The 18,548-nt window shown below is 31.2% G+C and carries 12 protein-coding genes and 1 pseudogene; 3 read left to right on the forward strand and 10 right to left on the reverse strand.

Annotation, left to right across the window (positions count from 1 at the left end):
• Window positions 1-237: 237 nt before the first annotated feature.
• The 6 genes and pseudogenes from ACUN26_RS28260 to ACUN26_RS28285 form a co-directional block, all read right to left on the reverse strand.
• The gene (locus tag ACUN26_RS28260) at window positions 238-2,532 is read right to left on the reverse strand and encodes a M60 family metallopeptidase (protein ID WP_001172106.1); all 2,295 of its coding nucleotides are present in this window, start codon (window positions 2,530-2,532) and stop codon (window positions 238-240) included.
• Window positions 2,533-2,924: 392 nt separating this feature from the next.
• On the reverse strand, window positions 2,925-3,632 hold the full coding sequence (locus ACUN26_RS28265; RefSeq protein ID WP_000598686.1) for a response regulator: 708 nt from the start codon (window positions 3,630-3,632) through the stop codon (window positions 2,925-2,927).
• Window positions 3,629-5,233: a sensor histidine kinase gene (locus tag ACUN26_RS28270; RefSeq protein WP_000727460.1), complete on the reverse strand. Its 1,605-nt coding sequence runs from the start codon at window positions 5,231-5,233 to the stop codon at window positions 3,629-3,631. Before ACUN26_RS28270 ends, ACUN26_RS28265 begins: the two co-directional genes overlap by 4 nt.
• Window positions 5,234-6,068: 835 nt before the next feature.
• The gene (locus ACUN26_RS28275) at window positions 6,069-6,275 is read right to left on the reverse strand and encodes a hypothetical protein (protein ID WP_000581810.1); all 207 of its coding nucleotides are present in this window, start codon (window positions 6,273-6,275) and stop codon (window positions 6,069-6,071) included.
• A 589-nt stretch (window positions 6,276-6,864) separates the two neighbouring features.
• Window positions 6,865-7,137: pseudogene (locus ACUN26_RS28280) on the reverse strand (thiol-activated cytolysin C-terminal domain-containing protein); the annotation flags it as partial.
• A 115-nt stretch (window positions 7,138-7,252) separates the two neighbouring features.
• Window positions 7,253-9,520: a PA14 domain-containing protein gene (locus ACUN26_RS28285; protein ID WP_001036224.1), complete on the reverse strand. Its 2,268-nt coding sequence runs from the start codon at window positions 9,518-9,520 to the stop codon at window positions 7,253-7,255.
• 189 nt (window positions 9,521-9,709) lie between these two features.
• Between ACUN26_RS28285 and ACUN26_RS28290 the strand changes: the two genes are divergently transcribed.
• The 3 genes from ACUN26_RS28290 to ACUN26_RS28300 all read left to right on the forward strand — a co-directional run bounded on the left by ACUN26_RS28290 (window position 9,710) and on the right by ACUN26_RS28300 (window position 14,343).
• On the forward strand, window positions 9,710-10,438 hold the full coding sequence (locus ACUN26_RS28290) for a polymorphic toxin type 44 domain-containing protein (protein WP_000748151.1): 729 nt from the start codon (window positions 9,710-9,712) through the stop codon (window positions 10,436-10,438).
• A 162-nt stretch (window positions 10,439-10,600) separates the two neighbouring features.
• Window positions 10,601-11,191 carry a hypothetical protein gene (locus ACUN26_RS28295; protein WP_000739921.1) on the forward strand — a complete coding sequence of 197 codons (591 nt, stop codon included), beginning with the start codon at window positions 10,601-10,603 and terminating at the stop codon, window positions 11,189-11,191.
• Window positions 11,192-14,013: 2,822 nt separating this feature from the next.
• Window positions 14,014-14,343: an Lrp/AsnC family transcriptional regulator gene (locus tag ACUN26_RS28300; protein ID WP_000799647.1), complete on the forward strand. Its 330-nt coding sequence runs from the start codon at window positions 14,014-14,016 to the stop codon at window positions 14,341-14,343.
• A 412-nt stretch (window positions 14,344-14,755) separates the two neighbouring features.
• Here ACUN26_RS28300 and ACUN26_RS28305 read toward each other — a convergent pair whose 3' ends face one another.
• The 4 genes from ACUN26_RS28305 to ACUN26_RS28320 all read right to left on the reverse strand — a co-directional run bounded on the left by ACUN26_RS28305 (window position 14,756) and on the right by ACUN26_RS28320 (window position 18,535).
• On the reverse strand, window positions 14,756-15,973 hold the full coding sequence (locus tag ACUN26_RS28305; RefSeq protein WP_001122313.1) for an MFS transporter: 1,218 nt from the start codon (window positions 15,971-15,973) through the stop codon (window positions 14,756-14,758).
• Window positions 15,974-16,117: 144 nt separating this feature from the next.
• A complete protein-coding gene (locus ACUN26_RS28310) occupies window positions 16,118-16,573 on the reverse strand; it encodes a GNAT family N-acetyltransferase (RefSeq protein ID WP_001061014.1) in 456 nt (151 codons plus the stop codon).
• A gap of 14 nt (window positions 16,574-16,587) precedes the next feature.
• Complete coding sequence (locus ACUN26_RS28315) at window positions 16,588-17,649, reverse strand: NAD(P)/FAD-dependent oxidoreductase (protein WP_306472735.1); 1,062 nt, start codon at window positions 17,647-17,649, stop codon at window positions 16,588-16,590.
• Window positions 17,627-18,535: a branched-chain amino acid ABC transporter substrate-binding protein gene (locus tag ACUN26_RS28320; RefSeq protein ID WP_000659948.1), complete on the reverse strand. Its 909-nt coding sequence runs from the start codon at window positions 18,533-18,535 to the stop codon at window positions 17,627-17,629. The genes ACUN26_RS28315 and ACUN26_RS28320 overlap by 23 nt, the downstream gene beginning before the upstream one ends.
• Window positions 18,536-18,548 lie beyond the last annotated feature (13 nt).

The following is an 18,548-nucleotide window of genomic DNA, read 5'->3' on the forward strand; positions in this document are numbered from 1 at the left end:
AGATAGGGACTCTTTAGGGCTCACCTAATCACATGAATTGATTAGGAGGAATATAAATATTTTAACATATAGCTGATTCATTTGAAGGTAACAAAAAAATTACAGAATTTACGATACGAGAAAGCCCACACAGGACTTTAATCCTACTTTAGACGTGGGAGTGTCAATCAATCTCTCCATTGTTTCAATTTGAGCTCCTGATTCAGTCTTACTTTTATTAAATGCACTGAGGTACAACTATTTTAGTACCTTTTTAAATTTGCAACCAAAAGTAATTATCATACCTACAAGAACCATCAATATGCCTATTGCTGCACTATTATTTGTACTTGTACCTGCTTTTGGAAGCTCTTTATACGTATCTTCTTTTTCATCAGAATTACTGTTGTTAGAGATATTATTAATACCATTTTTTTTATCTTTCACTACCACTTTTTGTATTGTAATTACCTCATTACTACCAGAGTCACGACCAAGTAATTTTACCTCGGAAGTACCAGTTTTAAATATATCTATTTCACCAAAATGTCTTACTTTATCAGTAATATCACTATCTTCCTTCTCAATAGCATTAACCCCAGATATTGGTGAGAATTTGTCTCCTACATTCATATTCACTTCAGTAGGTACATTTAACTCAGGCTCTTGAATCTCAATAGGTTTTTCTTTTTCTTTAACTGTTACAGTTTGTATTTGAGTTGCCAAATGACCTGCAGAATCTTTAACTGTATATTTAATCGTGCAAGTGCCAGGTGTATTTGTATCTACTTCACCTTCATATTTTACTTCTGATGTAAGATCACCATCTTCTTTATCAGTAGCACTTACATCTCTCATTGGATCGAATTTATCCCCTTCCGAAATTTTAGTTTCTGAGGGCACTTTTAGTAATGGCGCCTCATCTTTTATTTCTTCTTTTTCTTTAACCGTAATCGTTTGTTTCGCGTTTACTTTATGATTTTTAGAGTCTTTAACTGTGTATGTTAACTCGTAAGTGCCTGCTTTAGAGGTATCTACTTTACCGTCAACTGTTATTTTATTAGTAAGGTCTCCGTCTTCCTTATCAGTAGCAGACACTCCTGACATTGGATCGAATGAATTACCTATAGTAATTGTCGCTCCAACAGGTACTGTAAAATTCGGTTCCATATCTGGAGTTTCTTCTACAATTACAGGTTTAGAATCTGTTGCTTCCCAAATAGGTGCGGTTAATATCGGATAGTTCAAAGCTTCTATTTTTTGTCGCGTTTCTTGTGATGCTTTCAGTCCCCATTGATCAAAAAACGGGAGTACATTTTGTTTCGCTACTTTGGATGTATTGTAAATGAATGCTTGAATTTTCTCTTCATCCGTTTTTGGAAGTCGATCCTTTGGTAACTCTCGATATAGTTTGTGAAGATTCGGATAAAAGTCTTCACCATATGCGAGATGAAGTTGCCAAGGCATAACAAGTTTCACAAACAAGTCATTTATATTTTTATAGTCTTTATCTATTTGTTTTAAGTATGCAAAAGCTTTATCGTAATCACCTGATTTTTCTAAGCGCGTCGGTTGATTCGGGAATAATCGCTTTTGTGCAGCTAAAGAATATAGATTAACTGTTACTTCACCCATCCCTCTTAAATCATTCCACGTCCATGGGTGTTGTTGTCTTGCATGTCCCGCTTCGTGCATTTGTCCCCATCCAAATTTATTTACATTTAAAGCACTTTCAATTGCGTTACCAGCAGTAGTAAATGCAGCTCCATCTAGACTTGCATACATGCCCCATGTTGGTCTGTTAGGATTTTCTATAAAGGCCCAAATACGTTCAGTCGAACGATGTAAAGGATTAGGATCTGTTTCAGATAATCCAGATATTTTATCTTGCGCTCGAATCATTTCATCATATGTTTCTAATAACGGGATAGGATCTTGATTCACTATATGCTTCTTAGCACTATCCTGAGTAACCGTAAGTACTGCTTTCCTTGATTTTAATTGAACAGCATGTGCATTTGGATACTTGTCCATCATCGCCATCCAGTCTGCTTTCGTATGCTTCCCTAGTTCAAAGAGTGGAATATGGCTCCCACCTTGTGTGACTTTTACCTTAACTGTTCCTGTAGTTTGATTATTATCAAGTCCTAATAACCCACCATTTGGAGATGAAATCTTATTCGTACCAGGAGAAAGTTTAATTTCTTTTCCCCATTCTTTATCATAGCCATGTGTTCCAATAATTGCTCTAATCTTATTCGTTCCTGATACTTCAACTGTAACCTCTTCATTCGGTTTTATATAAATTCCAGTTGGTATATAGGTTTTTTGTTCACTTCTTCTCTCTCTTGTGGCTTCATCCTGATAGCTTCCTGTAGCTGGTAGCTCAAACTCCCTTAGTTCATATTGGTTTGTAGTTTGTTGATTAACTGTTTCAGCGTGTACATTTAAATTGTTTGTTATAATAGGTGTAAATACTGTAGTTGTCAAAATAGCAGATGTCGCAATTACTTTCATCGGTTTTTGAAATATATAATGATTCCTTTTCTGCATATAAATAATCCTTTCTTTTTCAATTTGTTCCGTTAAAATCCTTTTGTTGAACGAATGTAATTAATTTCGATCTCCTGGCGATTTTATATTTCTGAAATTTCAGAAATATAAAATCAGAAATCTTACTATTGTTTAATAAATATAAAACATACCAGAAGAAAGAAATTTTCAACCTTGTTTATACTAAATAATTACAAAATATAGGGTATGAGAATGAAACGAACCCATTTCCTTTTTTCTTATTAATAAGAATTTAACATCGAACAAGTCTTACTGCAATATAATTTGACAATTATATCTTTTTTTCGACAATTTTTTTATCTTACTAAATAAGTAGTCTTACATCACTCAACAAGAAATTTAAAAAATATAAGCGACTTATCATAAGTCGCTTATACGTAAAAACTTATTTTATTTTGGTCAATGCATCTCAATTTACTCACCGGCCTTCCCACATGCTGATACACCATTTTATTCTCTAATATTCCTATTTCAGTCAAAAACATGACATACTTTCGAATAGAAACTCTTGAAATTCCTACTAATTGTGCCATTTCATCTGTTGTAAACGTCCGTCCATTCAGTGACTCTATTTTCTCCCAAATTAATTGTAACGTTTGTTTCGTTAATCCTTTTGGAAGCTCTTTAGTGACAATAGGCTCTCTTTTTTCCTTTTGTAAAATTAACGAATCTAATTCCGATTGACTAATTTTTTGTTGTTCTGTCATGAAAGTAAGCTTTTCTCGATATATAGCTAATGCCTCTTTAAATCGTTCAAATGTAAATGGTTTAATTAAATAATCTACTACGCCATAATGTAATGCTTTTTTAATACTCCCCATATCATGTACAGCTGAAATCATTATAATATCGATTTCTTTTTCTTGATTTCGAATATACATTAAAAGCTCAAATCCAGTCTCTTCAGGCATAAAAATATCAAGTAAGACTAAATCTACTCGCGATTTCTCTAATACTTCTATCGCCGATTTTACTGAGTTAACTGCTTGAACAAGTTCAAACCCTCCTACTTGTTCTAAATAATGTGTATTTAACATTGCTACCATCGGATCATCTTCTACAATTAAAACTTTAATCATATTTGCCCCTCATTCCTACTATTAGGTATTTCAATTGTTATCTTAGTTCCCTCTCCTAACGATGAATAAATATAAATCTCCCCATTTATTCGCTGTGTACTTTCCTTTACAAGATATAAGCCATAACCGCGATTATCTCCCTTTGTGGAATAACCTTTTGTAAATAATTTATCCAGCATATCTTCTGGTATTCCACTGCCTGTATCTTGTACTGTTATCATTAAGGCATCTCCATGTTGTATTCCAACTTCAACTTGTTTTTTCTCACAATTCATTACTGCGTCAAATGCATTATTGATTAAATTTCCAACAATCGTAATAAGTTCATGAATGATACAATCATCATATATATCTGGTAAGTCCGATTCTTCACTTATAATTAACTTTATATTTTTCTCCCTAGCATAGCTAAGTTTGCCTAGTAAAAAACCAGCAAATACTGGACTTTTAATTCTTTTCATAACACCACCAATTTCATATTGATGCTCTGATACCATACGACTAACATATTTCTGCAATTCTTCATACTGTTTCATATGTGTAAGCCCTAAGACGACATGCATTTTATTCATAAATTCATGAGATTGTGCCCGTAATGCTTCCGCATATAGCTTAATACCAGTTAGTTCTTCTGCTAATTGTCTAATCTCTGTTTTATCACGAAATGTTGCAATTGCACCAACTATTTCTCCTTTTACATATAAAGGAACCCGATTCGTAACAATTGTAATTCCATAAACAGTTTGTTCCTCGTTTAATTGTACATCTCCTGTTTGCAACACTTCTTTTATACGTGAATTCGGCGTATACATTTCAAGATTTTTACCGATAATATCTCCCGTGAGTCCACCTTTCTTTAATATTCGTTTTGCTTCATTATTAATTAAAGTTACATTGGCATCTTTATCTACAGCAATAATACCCTCCTTCACCGAAAGTAACATCGCATTTCTTTCTTCAAGAATTTTCGCTATCCTATGTGGCTCAAGACCAAATAAACTTTTCTTTATATGTCTAGCTAGCAATATCGCACCCATAATACCAACTAATATTCCTACTCCAACACCGATATAAATAATATGTCTACTTTTTTTCACACTCTCTTCCACATTATCAGCTGAAATGCCAACAGCGACCGCACCAAGTTGCTCACCTGTTTCAGCAAAAATAGGTACGAATACTCGCATAGAAACCCCTAAAGTTCCTTCTGCAAGTGAAACATGTTCCTGTCCCTTCAATGCAGGTCCCTCATCTCCTCCAATAAAATGATGACCTATTTTTTTGGGATCTGGGTGAGACTTTCTTATTCCGCCCATGTCCATAACGACAATAAATTGAACATCTGTATTTTTTAATAGCTTATTTGTATACATTTGGATTGCGGAAGTATCTGCTTTACCTGTTAAACCATCGATTACAACTGAATCATTCGCCACAATACGTGCAATCGTTTTTGCTTTCTCTGCTTGGCTATCCTCCGTTGCCCGTTCTACATTATGACTAATTAATATGTCTGTCACAAGTAAAGAAAACATTACAACTGTACACACTAATAATGTGATTGTCTTCCATAAGTCCAATAGCTTTTTCTTTTTTTTCATCTCTTCATTGACTCCTCTAATTCTTCTACGCGATCTTTGGTAAATATAGAATAAGTAAGCTGTTATTATACTTTAAATTTACTCGTTATTTTTTTGAGTTTTTCTATCGTTTCTTCTAAGTTTTGATTAGCTGCAAAATTTATTCCATAAAAAAATAAGAGAAATTCAATATTGTCATTATTTTTGTAGCAAGGAGTATAAGATAATTATTTTAGTCAACTTATACTTCTCATAAAATACTTCTAAATTATTCATAAAATTTAATATGTCACATTGCCATCAAACTAAGAAATACACTCTTCCCTAAAATGTAAAAGATGAGCTGAATCCTCATAAATAACTGTAGAGTTATAAAGTTTTCTTTTTTGATTTTGGGAATATCTCAAAATATGAAGTTGATGAACATATGACGGATTCCCTAATTAGAGAAAGTAAAACACATATGGATCTACTTAATAACCTAAGGAGAGTGGATTATTGCATAAAAAAGGCTCCATTTCTGGAGCACTCAAAAAAATGAATTAAAAAAAATAACAGACAATTAAACTATACAAATAACTCATAAATAAATCTATATATATTTTTAAAATTACATGTGAAAATGTTATTTTAAGGTAATCCTTGAATAGATATTACTTTGTTCGTATAGCTACAAAAGATGAAGAAAAAAATTTTTTATCTATTAGGGACGAAAACGATTCTTTTTATGAGGGACACTCCGGTGAAATACTCAAATAGATATTATAAGAAGTATAAAAAAATCTATTAATATATACTTCTATTTTGTGAGATTGCTATAAAAAAAGCTCCCTTTCTAGGGAAGTTTTTCATTATCTTATTCAATGGTATATCGACTATCTTTTGAAACATATAAACTTTTTGAATTAATTTCTATACTACAATCCCCTAATCGCCGCTTAACTTCTGATAGTAATTTTTCATTTGCTTCCTCTAAAGAACTTGCTGGAATCACCGTAGATTGTGAGCTTGATACTTTACCACTATACATCACTGAAAAATTCAATTCATATTGATGTATCAAGATTTCTCCACTCCTTTTTCCCCTAAGTTTTCTCACAGATCATTCTTATTTGTTGATTACAATTATAATTTTTGAAGATAGGTACACACTTTGATACATATCAGATTTTTCTTAGTTAGGTGATAGCACACCGCAATCTTGCATGTCAGCGATACCAGAACTGGACTTCGCCTTTGGTAGCAAGAACCCCACTGACGTTAGTCAGCTGACCCTTTAGGGGTAGGAGTATCAATTAATAAAATATATGCAATAACTTTTAAAAAAATCATTGTTCCATCTCAGTTCTCTCATAAATTTATTTAAACTATTTAAAACCTCGAATAACATACAGAATTTTATATTAATACCGAAGTGTATTGATATGTAGTAATTCATCAGATACAGAAATAGATATACAAAAAACGCTAACTTGAATATAACAAAATTCTTGCAAATCTATAAAAATTAAAATTAGTGGTTCAGTTGCAAAGTTTACTAAATGAGTCTACACTCCATCGCTATCTGATGAGTATGCTATATTTGCAAAAAATCCCGATATACTTGTGATCATGTAAAAAAGCACCCTGTTTACAGGGTGCTTCATTTCTACCTAATGACTACTATTAGCAGTTGGGTATAAAGTTGTTCCTCCAATTGAAACTTTTATTTCATTTGTTACTTTAACATTTTGTTCATTAATAATTGTTCTCCACCATTCCCATGCAAGACCTGTACATTCTCTCGCTACGACTTTTACATTTTTTGAATTCGGTGAAAGTGGTATTACTGTAGAGTAATGAACCATTTTATCTTGGTTGTTTCCTTCCCAAGTATTATGTGTTAGTACTTCTTTCCCATTTTGATTATATGAAAGTTTATCCCAATGAAGATTTCTAATGATAATTCTTGAAAAATTAAAGCTATTTTAACTCAATTCCCTTCACAGAAAAAAGAGAGAATCGCTTCCCTCTTTATTTCCATTAAAAGACTTATAAATACTAGTTTACTTTTCTATAATCTACGCGTAACTTAGCGTTTCCACTTAACTCTAAATATTCTACTTTTACTTTATGATCCCCAGCTGTAATAGGGACTGTCACCGATCTTACGTCGTTCCCGCCTATTGATCCCCAGGAATCAATAATTTTTTTATCATCTACGTATACACGGACTCCATCATCTGCCATTGCTTCAAAATAATAATTTCCTTGTTCAAATGTCTCTGTTTTTGTAAATCTTGCAGAGAAATTATCTACTTGTACTGCACCTGGTGATTTTGCCCCCCAATCAAAGTTCAATTTATCAATTCTTGCATTAGAGTTTTCTCCTCCAGTCACTATTGCAGTACCACTTAATTCAGTATTATTATAGTATTCTGCTGTCCAAGTAGGGTGTTCCACAGATTCTTTGTATGGTTCAATGTTAAACTCTAAATTACTGTTACCGCCTTCTTCTAAATACTGTACTTCTATAAGATGTACATCTTTCTCATTTTTCTTCCCAAATAATCCATTTGCTGCATTATCTTGAATGTTAATTTTTCTAGCATCTTCAACGAATCCGCCAGCTGCATAAAAACGATCGATAACAAGTTTACCATCAACAAATACACGAATACCGTCGTCAGCTTTTCCTCGAATTATATAATCCCCTGCAGGTAAACGCTTTACTGTTGTATATTTTGCAGAGAAATTATCAGGGTTAATGCCCCAAATTGGAAATCCGGTTCCATTATCTTCAATTAGACTCTTTTCTAGGCCTTGTGGAGCAATTATTTTCGACTTATAAGGTGCCCCTACTAGATCCTTATTATTATAATAATAGGCCAACCAAGAATCAAAAGGTACAACGTGAGAAAAGATTGCTGCAATTCCCTTATTCTCTTGGAATGCTGTAGTAATATAATGGTGCCCTTTGTTTAAGTTTGTAACTAATGCACGTTGAATAACCCCAGTGGAACTATCACTCCATCCATCGATAATTAAGTTCCCATCAAAATTAACTCTCACATAATCATCTGCAAGGGCTTGGAAAAAATAGTCTCCAGCCCGTAATGTCTGCGATTGATCATATTTAGCCATAAAATCATCATTTCTAACACCAAACGGACTACCATTAAGATAATTATATTCCAGTTCCTTTTTTACCTCTTGATAAATAGAATTTGTAAGCCAGCCAGTTGGGAATGGATTAATAATTTGATAATCTGAAATATATTTAGAATATTGATCATAGTTTATATGTACATCTACTGGAGTCGTATGCCAGGTATCATGAACAATTATTTCTTTAAATTCTTCATTCAGTTCAGGAATAAAGACTTTTTGATATCCTACACCAGTCATCATATGATTTTTATAAAGTGGGTCAGATTGTGTAGAGACTAAGAGTGGTCTTCCCATATCAATCTCTCCTACAAATCTATCGTATGACGGACTATTATCCTGATAAGCCTGTGGGAAATATCCAAGCCTAGAAAAATATTTCCACACTGCTGGAGCAACTTTAGATGTGTATGTATTTCCTTTATCATCTGTTTCTAATTCAATTGCTAAATTACTTATCAATTGATCAACACTTACATTATCTGCTACTAAATTATGATATCCATGCTTATCCCAATAAGCAACTAAATTTGCTAACGCTGTAGGTGAACACCCTTTATACCAATTATAATCTGGTACACCTTCTATTTTTTTGAATTCTTCATGATCGGATGTAGGTGCAGATTTCATAAAGGTCTTATTTTTTTTGTTGGAATCATTTTTATTATTATGCTGTAACTCTTTTTCTTCCCCATTTTTTTTAGCTTCTTTAATGCTCAGCGTTTGATCCCCTGAAATGCTTGTAACATTCTCTTTTTCTTTCTTTAAATATTGAATAGGTCCTGTATATATTGCTTTTCCCTCTTCTATCCCTTTATACGGATTAGTACCTTCCCTTGTAGACTCTATAATTGGAGTACCATTTTTATCACTGTTAACAATAATGTATCCAAAATCTTTATTCTCTTTTTTTACTTGAAATACATACCCTTTAACTTTTCCCTCTAAATCATATAAAGTTTTACTTTCACTAAAATTAGCCTCTTTCCATTCTGGATAAGATTTTTTACTTATCCCTTTTAAATAAAACTCTGCTTTACTTTGTGCATCTTCTTTTGTCACAATTTCTACTGTTTCTTCTGCTCTTGAATTAATTGGATCACTTAAGAAAAATCCTAATAAAAGCGCGCTAACAGAAACAAATAAACGCTTCTTATTCATACATGTTCCTCTTTCCTGAATTCTATTATTTTACATTAATATCCTGAATATACCATAAGTGATTTATTAAATAAATAGATATTGAGAACAATAGTCAGATATTTTATTAAAATAAATATATTGAAAATATTATAAACTTAAAATATAATACAATTTATGGTAAATACTTAGATTAATAGGGGTGGAGTCGTGAAGAAAAGTATTGCAGTTTTAGGATTATCATGTGTTTTCTTTTCTAGTTTTACTTTAACGCCAGTTTCAGCAGCGACTGAATCTTCAATCAAAGGTTCAGCAGAACAACAATTGCAAGATATAGAAAATTACGAATTATCTCCCGAGCTAAAACTTCAAGCGGAGAAATTAGCTAATGAAATTGCTCAAGATACTTTAAGACAAGAGAAAGAATTAGGACTTCGATTAAAATTACAACCATATAACTTTAGTCCAGGAAGTGATGGAGTTAAGCCAACTACTTATCCGGATCTTACCAGTGATTTTACTAGTTTAATGAAGGCCAATAAGAATCGTATGAAAGTTGTAAAAGCATCAGCTGACGAAATTGCAAAAAAGAGTAATAACCCTCTTGAAGGTGCTGCTGCATCAAGAGCTTTTAGATATACTGTTTTTGTAAAATTAGTAAAATCAGGAGGTCCATGGGACTATAAATTAAAGTATGGATATGGGAATAAATATACTTTTGATAACAGAACATTGACTGGGGAAGACATCGGGAATTTCCACTTTGGATATGTAGGTAAAGCAATTGGTTTTACAGATTTTGAGCTTAAAGGTGGAGCCGGCGCTTATCAAATAAAAGAATGGACCTGGGAATGGGAATACTATAAAACATTTTTCGATGATCCTAGAGACCAAGAAATGATTCAACTAGGTATAGATTATTATAACAAAGGATATTAATTTATATAAATTTAAACTAAAAAAGAACAAGTTTATTTTTAACTTGTTCTTTTTTAGTTTAAAATATTATTAAACCTGATATATACTCGGCATTTAAGGAATAAATGAAAAAATGAATCACTACAATCACATATTATTTAAAAGTGAAAGGACATACAAAATATGAAAAAAAATTTAACCAAAATCACAATGATAAGCGGTATTATCTTAATATTCTATCATTTTTTAAAATGGTATTTAACTCAATTCCTTACTCCATTTGTTATGCCATTTCTTTCAATAGCAATTCATGGATGGTTTTTCATATTATTAATTTTATCAATTATACATCTTGCTAGATATAAAAATCCGAAACCTTTAATTATTCAATTAATCATAATAATTATTTGGATATATACCCCCTTTACAAAGATATATACAAAATTAGATTTTTTAATTTACAAAGATGATCGTAAACAAGTTATAGAACTTATAGAACATAAAAAATTAATCCCTAATGTATCCTATGATAATAACCAAATTCATTTGCCTCCAAAATTTAAAGCTACCTCAAAGGGGGGAGGAGATGTAATTGTCCACTATGGAAACAAAAATGCTTCAGTTTTCTTCTATACTTATCGTGGCCTAATAGACAACTTTTCTGGATTTATTTACTCGCCCAATGATGTCAAACCAAATGAAGACGATTTTAATAGTATCTTTAGAGATATAATGAAAATAGAAAAAAATTGGTACTATGTTACATCTCACTAAAAACACAATTATTTTTTCCTGACTTTTTCAATGATTGCACCGATATATGCGCTCCCCTTTACCATGCCACACGATACGTATGGCGGAATTAACTTTGTTCAATGGAATTGTTTGAAAGAGAAAGAATCTACTTAGAATGATAATTTATTAGGATAGGAAATTTTAAACGGAGCGTGTCTTTGGGGGCACTGACTAATACCCCTTTTGGAATCGTATATAACGTGACTTCTTTTCCGATACATCCTACTAGTAAAATCACGAGCAAGAAACTAAGGAACAATCTACATTTAATAAAGCCCTTCCCCTGTTTAACATGCAATCCAATGAAATAACTTGTTTCAGATATGTAGAAATATGGTTTAATCAACAATCAATGATCAGGTGTTTTTACCCTAAGTATACCTAAATTTATTTGTTTCCAACCCGAAAGAGATAAATAGTTTTGTTCCCATTCATGAAATAACACGATGTATGCATAATTACATATCTACTTAATTGTTTTTAATGTTATATTTTAATAGCGATGAATGCTATTATTTCATAAGTTGTCAACAATTGTTATGTATGTATGAGAAAAAGGAAGGAGTCAAATAGGACCCTTCCTTTTTTTCTTCCAATTAAATAAATTGCTCTCTGGTAAAAATTTAAATAGTGATGCTGATTCACAGGCGTCTAATTATTGCTAGTATGATCCACTTTACCTATTGTGGCAATAATTACGAGAAGTAAGTATTCTTTTATTTACGATACAATGGAATTATTATCGTTTATTTCTCAACATTTAACATATTGAATTGAATTCCCTTTATTGTTATTATAATGGTGACAGTTTGTTTTCTAGTGCTTTAATTGAAGGACCTGATTTAATACATCAGGTCCTTCTTAATTTTCTTACTAATAAGATAATTTTTTTAACTAGATAGACATAAAAGACTCTTCGCTCATAAAAATCTACCTTTTTTAAGAGCATGCTTATACGCTTACTCTTCCTACTTGCTATGAAATAAAGGTTTCGTTTTTTATACACCTAAATTTTTATAAACACCCCATTTATTTCAAATTCATTCTAATCTTTAATCAGATATAGCCTTAATAAGCTAGCAAATCCCTAAGTCTTAAATACCAGATATGAATATAAACAATTAATAATATATTATTAAAATCAAGATACACAAATGTGGGACAAATTAAAATTTTACACAATGCCTTAGGATAACAAGATTGTTTTCTTCTCATTTCTATAGGATTTTTGTCCGTTTTTCTGCAAAAAATTAAACTGCTACGATGATTGCCTTGTTAATTCTTTAGTTTCTTTTATCAAATATTCATAAACAAATGGAGAATAGTAGGAAACAAATAAGACCGCTAATCAAATGCACGTATAAGTGGCATATTGGTTTTTCTAATTTTACAGAATCACGATAATCAATACCTTAAAAGTAAACTTCATTTTTAAAGATCTATTAAATTTGCAACAAATAAATAAAAATCATGTATTTGTTCCATCTAAACCTATTCCATAGGTATAATCATTATTCTCACATACTTCAACCTAAAAATTTCTCACTATGCATGTCATATTTTAATTGAATTTTTATATCTCATACTTGTACAAAAACACTTGATTAGAATACAAACTTGCTAAATATTCTAATAATTTAAAATGGTTATTAGCAAATTTAAAATGACTAAGGTTCTATAGACTTTTTTAAAAGTAATAAATAATTATAAATAAAAAGAGAAGAACCCACCATAGTTCTTCTCTTTTTATTTATAAATTTAGGGTTTTCATATCTGTTGATATGAATAGCAGTAAATTAATGGATGAATAATTTACTAACAAAATTATAACATGTTAAACAAAGGCTTTTATATGCAATATTGCATATAAAAATTCAATTTTCAAACAATCACATATTATAAAATAACAACTCAATTAGTTGTTATTTTATAATTAAACAGATATTGAACTACTCACCACTTAACGTCCTAACGGACTGTTTGAAGTGGGAGATTCCTGCGAACACCGATTATCCACCAGTTATCTTAGCAGGCTCTACCCGTAGTCCCTACGGTGAGAACATAAGTATCTTGTACGTTGACTCACCACACTCCCTACTTTAGCTTGGTTTTCGCAACTTCGGCAAGTGTGAGCGATAGAACGTTGAAGATTTTACGGTTGCAACGTTTTTCTGCAACCAACCTCATATCTTCAGTTTTCAAAGAGCAATCTGTACAAGTAAATGATAGCAAACATGTTGGCCTATGCCAACCGACATTCATCTCCCACCTAAAAATTGGTGTTTCACACCTTCACATTTTGAGGAAGGAGTCTTCTGTCGGAAAACGATAAAAAAGCAACTCGGATTGGGGTTCGAGTTGCTTTTTTAAATAATGCTTATATATGTATTATAACATTTCGCGTAATAAATCCAATATCAAGTGACTAACTTTTCTTATTTCTCAATATTTTCAGTCTTATGAATTTGCTCTTTAGCGTTTGGAAAACTATTACAATTACCAAGGTCTATTAAATTTTTTCAATAATATACTTCTTAATGAATGATAGAATGTTATACTATTTCATGAGAATAATTGCTTTTACAATTTGTTGAAAATAGATACTCAATAACTTTTGATCATCCGATGCTTTTTTCATAATATAAATTCCTCCTTTTAAAATTTTTTACCATATAATATCTTATATCTATATCTGAATACCTTTATAATACTAAACCCTACTTCGACTTACCATTTCATCTGTAATGGAAAAAGGTTATATTTTTTCTATTTGAAACTAATTTGAAAGGATTTTTTATCAAATGAAAAATACCGTTATTCAAACTAAATCCACTAACATGATTGGAACGGAAAATAGCAATAAAGAAACAACTACAAATTCTTTACAAGCAATATTAGAAATAAAAGTTAAAGAAGGACAATATCAGGAATTTATGGATTGTATTCAACTTGAAACAAATATTGAATTTTGTTATAGAGTTACAGGAAAGACTGACTTTATTGCTAAAATCATAATAGCTGATTTGAGGGAATTAGAAGAATTTATTGATAATTATATTTCTGTAGCTCAAATAGTATCTAATCTTATAATATTCAAAACAAATACTAATTATGATTTGACAGAGAATTAAGGTTATAAGCGAATTTTCCTAATAATAAACACCATAACTAAAAACTACACCCCTAACAATTTGGGTGTAGTTTTTTGACAATATAAATTAAGTTTAAAACTCTAAAACATAATATAAATACATTACTACACAAAATACATAGTAAAATGGATCTAATACTCTCATATCTATATAAGGAATTAATGTTGATATTGTTTCATTTGAGAAATCTATCAATAGAGTAGTGGAAATTTAATTGCTTATTAGAATCGGAATTAGTAAATGACATTGACTATTTTAATTATAATTAAAGGCGAACTAAAAGAAATGAGTACTGTATAATACAGTACTCATTTCTTTTAGTTATTTATAAGTTGTTTCGACGTTATAAAATTTACTTCATTAGCTATTCTTTTCATTTAATACGCTACTATTAAAATGATTTTGGAGCAACTTCTTGTTGTAAAACTTCTATTTTTTTTCTATGATTTAGTTCGTTAAGATATATTACCATCATAGTAGCAGCAACAACCGTACCTATCACTCCAAACAGGTGGCCTGCATTCATAATCCCAATCCATTGAATAGGTAATGCTAACGATAAAGGTAAAGCGGCTTTGGTAAACTGGAATGCTAGTGTAGATCGACTAGACCAAATAACCGTTTCTTCTTTTGTTTTAATAAAGTCAAACATGACAGTTCTTTGATTGATACGTGAACGATTAAAAACAAAACCAAGCATAAATGAAACGGCAATTGCTAAATACCAAGAATGCACTAATCCTAAAGTAATATCAAAAACAGCAATTAATAGAAAAATTGACCTTGGAATAAATTTCTCAAATTTCCCAACAAGTGTAGCTAATAAAGCCCCTAAACCTGCTGCGGCACTAACAAATCCATACTGCATAGGATCCCAACGATATACATCGTGAAATAAAATTGGTACTAAAAAATTAAATGATGCAAGTTGTATTGTTAAAACAGCAATACCAGTAATTGTAATCCATAATATTTTTGAATTATCTATTGGATTTACTTTTTCAATATGATTTGATACAGGTTTTTTATTTTGCTGAACATCTTTACTTTTTAATAGCGGCATTAGAAGAGGTAAAAATACCCCAATACCTAAAGAGAATGCTAAGCCATAAAGTACATTATTAAATCCACCTACATTCATCATAAATCCTGCTATTGCGTTCCCACCAAATGCTCCAATTTGTATTGCAGTTTGTAACATATTTGAAGCCTTTCCTGCTGGAATTTCTCCTGATAATACCATTTGAGACATATAAGTTTCCAAGCTTTGCGTAGATAAAAATAAAATAATAGAAAAAACACCTGCAAAAATATATAAAGTAAAAACATTAATATGCTCACTATTTAAAAGACTTATTATAATCAGAATAATACCGATGCAACGGACACCAGAGAAAATTAACAATGGACTTTTTGTTAACCACATCTTAAGACTTTTCGAATATTTTTGCATAAAGAATGGTAACAAACTCATTAATGTTAATATAATTCCTAAATGAGTAACTGATCCCCCTTTATCCAAAATTGTCCAGGTTAGAGTTACTGTTAACATACCTTCCCCACAAAGAGTCAGCGCCAATAGTACTATAAATATAAATTGAATTGGCATTATACATTCCTTCTTTCTTATATCGGTTGTTTGACCTTAAATTTGTTTTAACTTGTTTAAAGAAAGGGATTTGGAAAATACATAACAAAATTGCACATTGAAAATATTCTGTTATATCCGCCCTAAATACTATTAGATTGCTATTTAAATACTGTAAACAATCCAATCACTCTTATTTGCTTTTTGCTTTTTATAGAAATTTTGGGCAACTATATTATCTTTTGCGGTAACCCATTCCATATATGCATAATTATTGTCTTGGACATACTTTTTACAAGTATTAAATAACATATCCCCAACACCCAATTTTCTATAATCAGGGATAACAAATAAATCATTTAAAATCATTGCTCTTCCCATACTTAACGTACTGAAAGTGGTATATAAAGTAGCAAATCCTACTGGCTCTTTATTAACCGTACAAACGTAGAATAATCCCAAATCTTTATTTTTTATTATCGTATTTACTAATGTATCTAAAGAACTTTTTTCATGCACAGGTTTTTCATAGAATTCCATATACATTCTAATTAAATTGATAACAGTCTCTCTATCATCATAGGTTGCTTCAAAAATTTCAATATTCTCGAGATTGTTCATAGTCTTTTCTCCCCTTATACTCCAGTAATCACTTTCGCTATTCTCTTACCAATACCAGGAGCCAACTTTACTCCACCACCACTCCAGCCAGTTGCAACGATTAAGCCTTGTGCTTGTGGAAATTGTTCTATAATTCCTCGATTATCTGATGTATATGCATCAAAGCTTCTTCTTCCACCTATAAATAATTTTTTATTTAGATATGGCAATCTATTTTTTGAATTTTGAAGCATTTTTTCAAAGTCATTTGGGTCAATTGACATTTTTTTGTCCGGATCAATATCATACTTATCTACTGGATATCCTACTAGAGAAGTACCTAGATTATCAGGTCTGCCATATAATCCAGTACTATCATCTATAAAAATTGGATGGTCTGTTTGTCCTATTCCATCAAAGAAATGAATTTGAATAATTTTACTTCTTACTGGAATTTTAATGCCTATAGTATCTAATATATTTCCACTCCAGGCTCCAGCTGCAACAACAACATGTTTACAATGTATAGTCCCATAGGAGGTTTTAACACCTACAACACAGTTATTATCCATTAGAATTTCTTTCACTTCGATTCCTTCACAAGCTAATGCACCTTTAGTTCTAGATGTTTCAATCCATGTATTCGTGGCTAACGATGGGCTAATGTACCCTGCTTGTTCCTCGTAAGCCACACAGCTGTTTTTAGGAAAATTTATAAATTTAAATTCTTTCTTTAATACTTCAGGTGAAAGGATACTAATTTTATGCCCAGATTTTTCAAGTTCTCCAATTTGCTTTTCCATTTTTATATGTTGTGTTTCATTCTCAACATATAACATTCCAGTCTGCTTAAATTTAACCTCTTCACTAATACTAAAAAAATCATTTATTCCTTCTTTTGCTATTTCAGTTAGATACGGATCATTATGATAGACCCTTATAAAACCTCCGGATTGGCCTGTTGATCCACTACTAAAGGAATTTTTCTCTAATAAAATTGTATTTGTAATATTTTGCTTGGTTAAATAATACTGTATAGCTGCACCAATAATGCCGCCGCCAATAATAACTACATCAGCTGAATGTTTTATGATAATTCACCTCAACAAAAGATTTATCAATAACTTGTGCAATTATCCATGAAGCTCCTAAACGATCTCCATTGCTTGAAAATTTAATTGTAGAATTACCTGTTGCTAATTCATTAATTAAGTTTTCTACATTAGATTCAATACATTCTAATAGATACGAAGCTGCAAGAAATGATGTTTCTACATAATCCTCTTTTGCTTTTATGGTAAAAGCATCGTTAGAATAATCTTGGGCTAATTCTATAAATTCATCTACATAAGAATCATCTGAAGCTATAAAAATCCCTTTATACCCTCTCATCCTTAGTTCCCTTAGATAAGTTGCGGAGTTAAAGTGTGTCCCAGCAAAGAATATTGCATCGCTATGCTTATTATTTTCACTATTAAAATCTTCAATTCTAGTAACTTCTTTAAATAAAGAATTTGCACTTTGATACAGTAAATCTGCTAGGCTTTTCCCGTAAAATGTTTCATCAGAAACTGCCGTAATCGTTTGAATATCTTTAGTTTTCAAAAAATTAATAACAGTTTCAGCTTGTACCAAATCATTAGAACAAAACCTAAATACTAATTTCTCGCTATTAAGCGTAACTTCTAAATTAGTTGATGCAGGAACTAAGAATGGAATTTTCGCTTTGGAATAAAACGGTATTGCTTTTAAAGCACATGCACTATTAAAGTGTCCAATTACAGCAACAACCCCTGATTCAATCATTTTTTTAGAAATATCTTTGATGGTATTTGGATTTCCTTTATCATCTTGATAAACCCATTCGATGTTATCAGCATAATTTAGCTTCGCACGATTTACACCCTCAATTAACATTTGTCCGTATACAGACCTAGGACCTGAAAAAGGGCCTACTACTCCAATTTTTATTTTCTCTTTCATAATTTGAGCTCCC

It is taken from the genome of Bacillus sp. WC2503 (genome assembly GCF_052682895.1).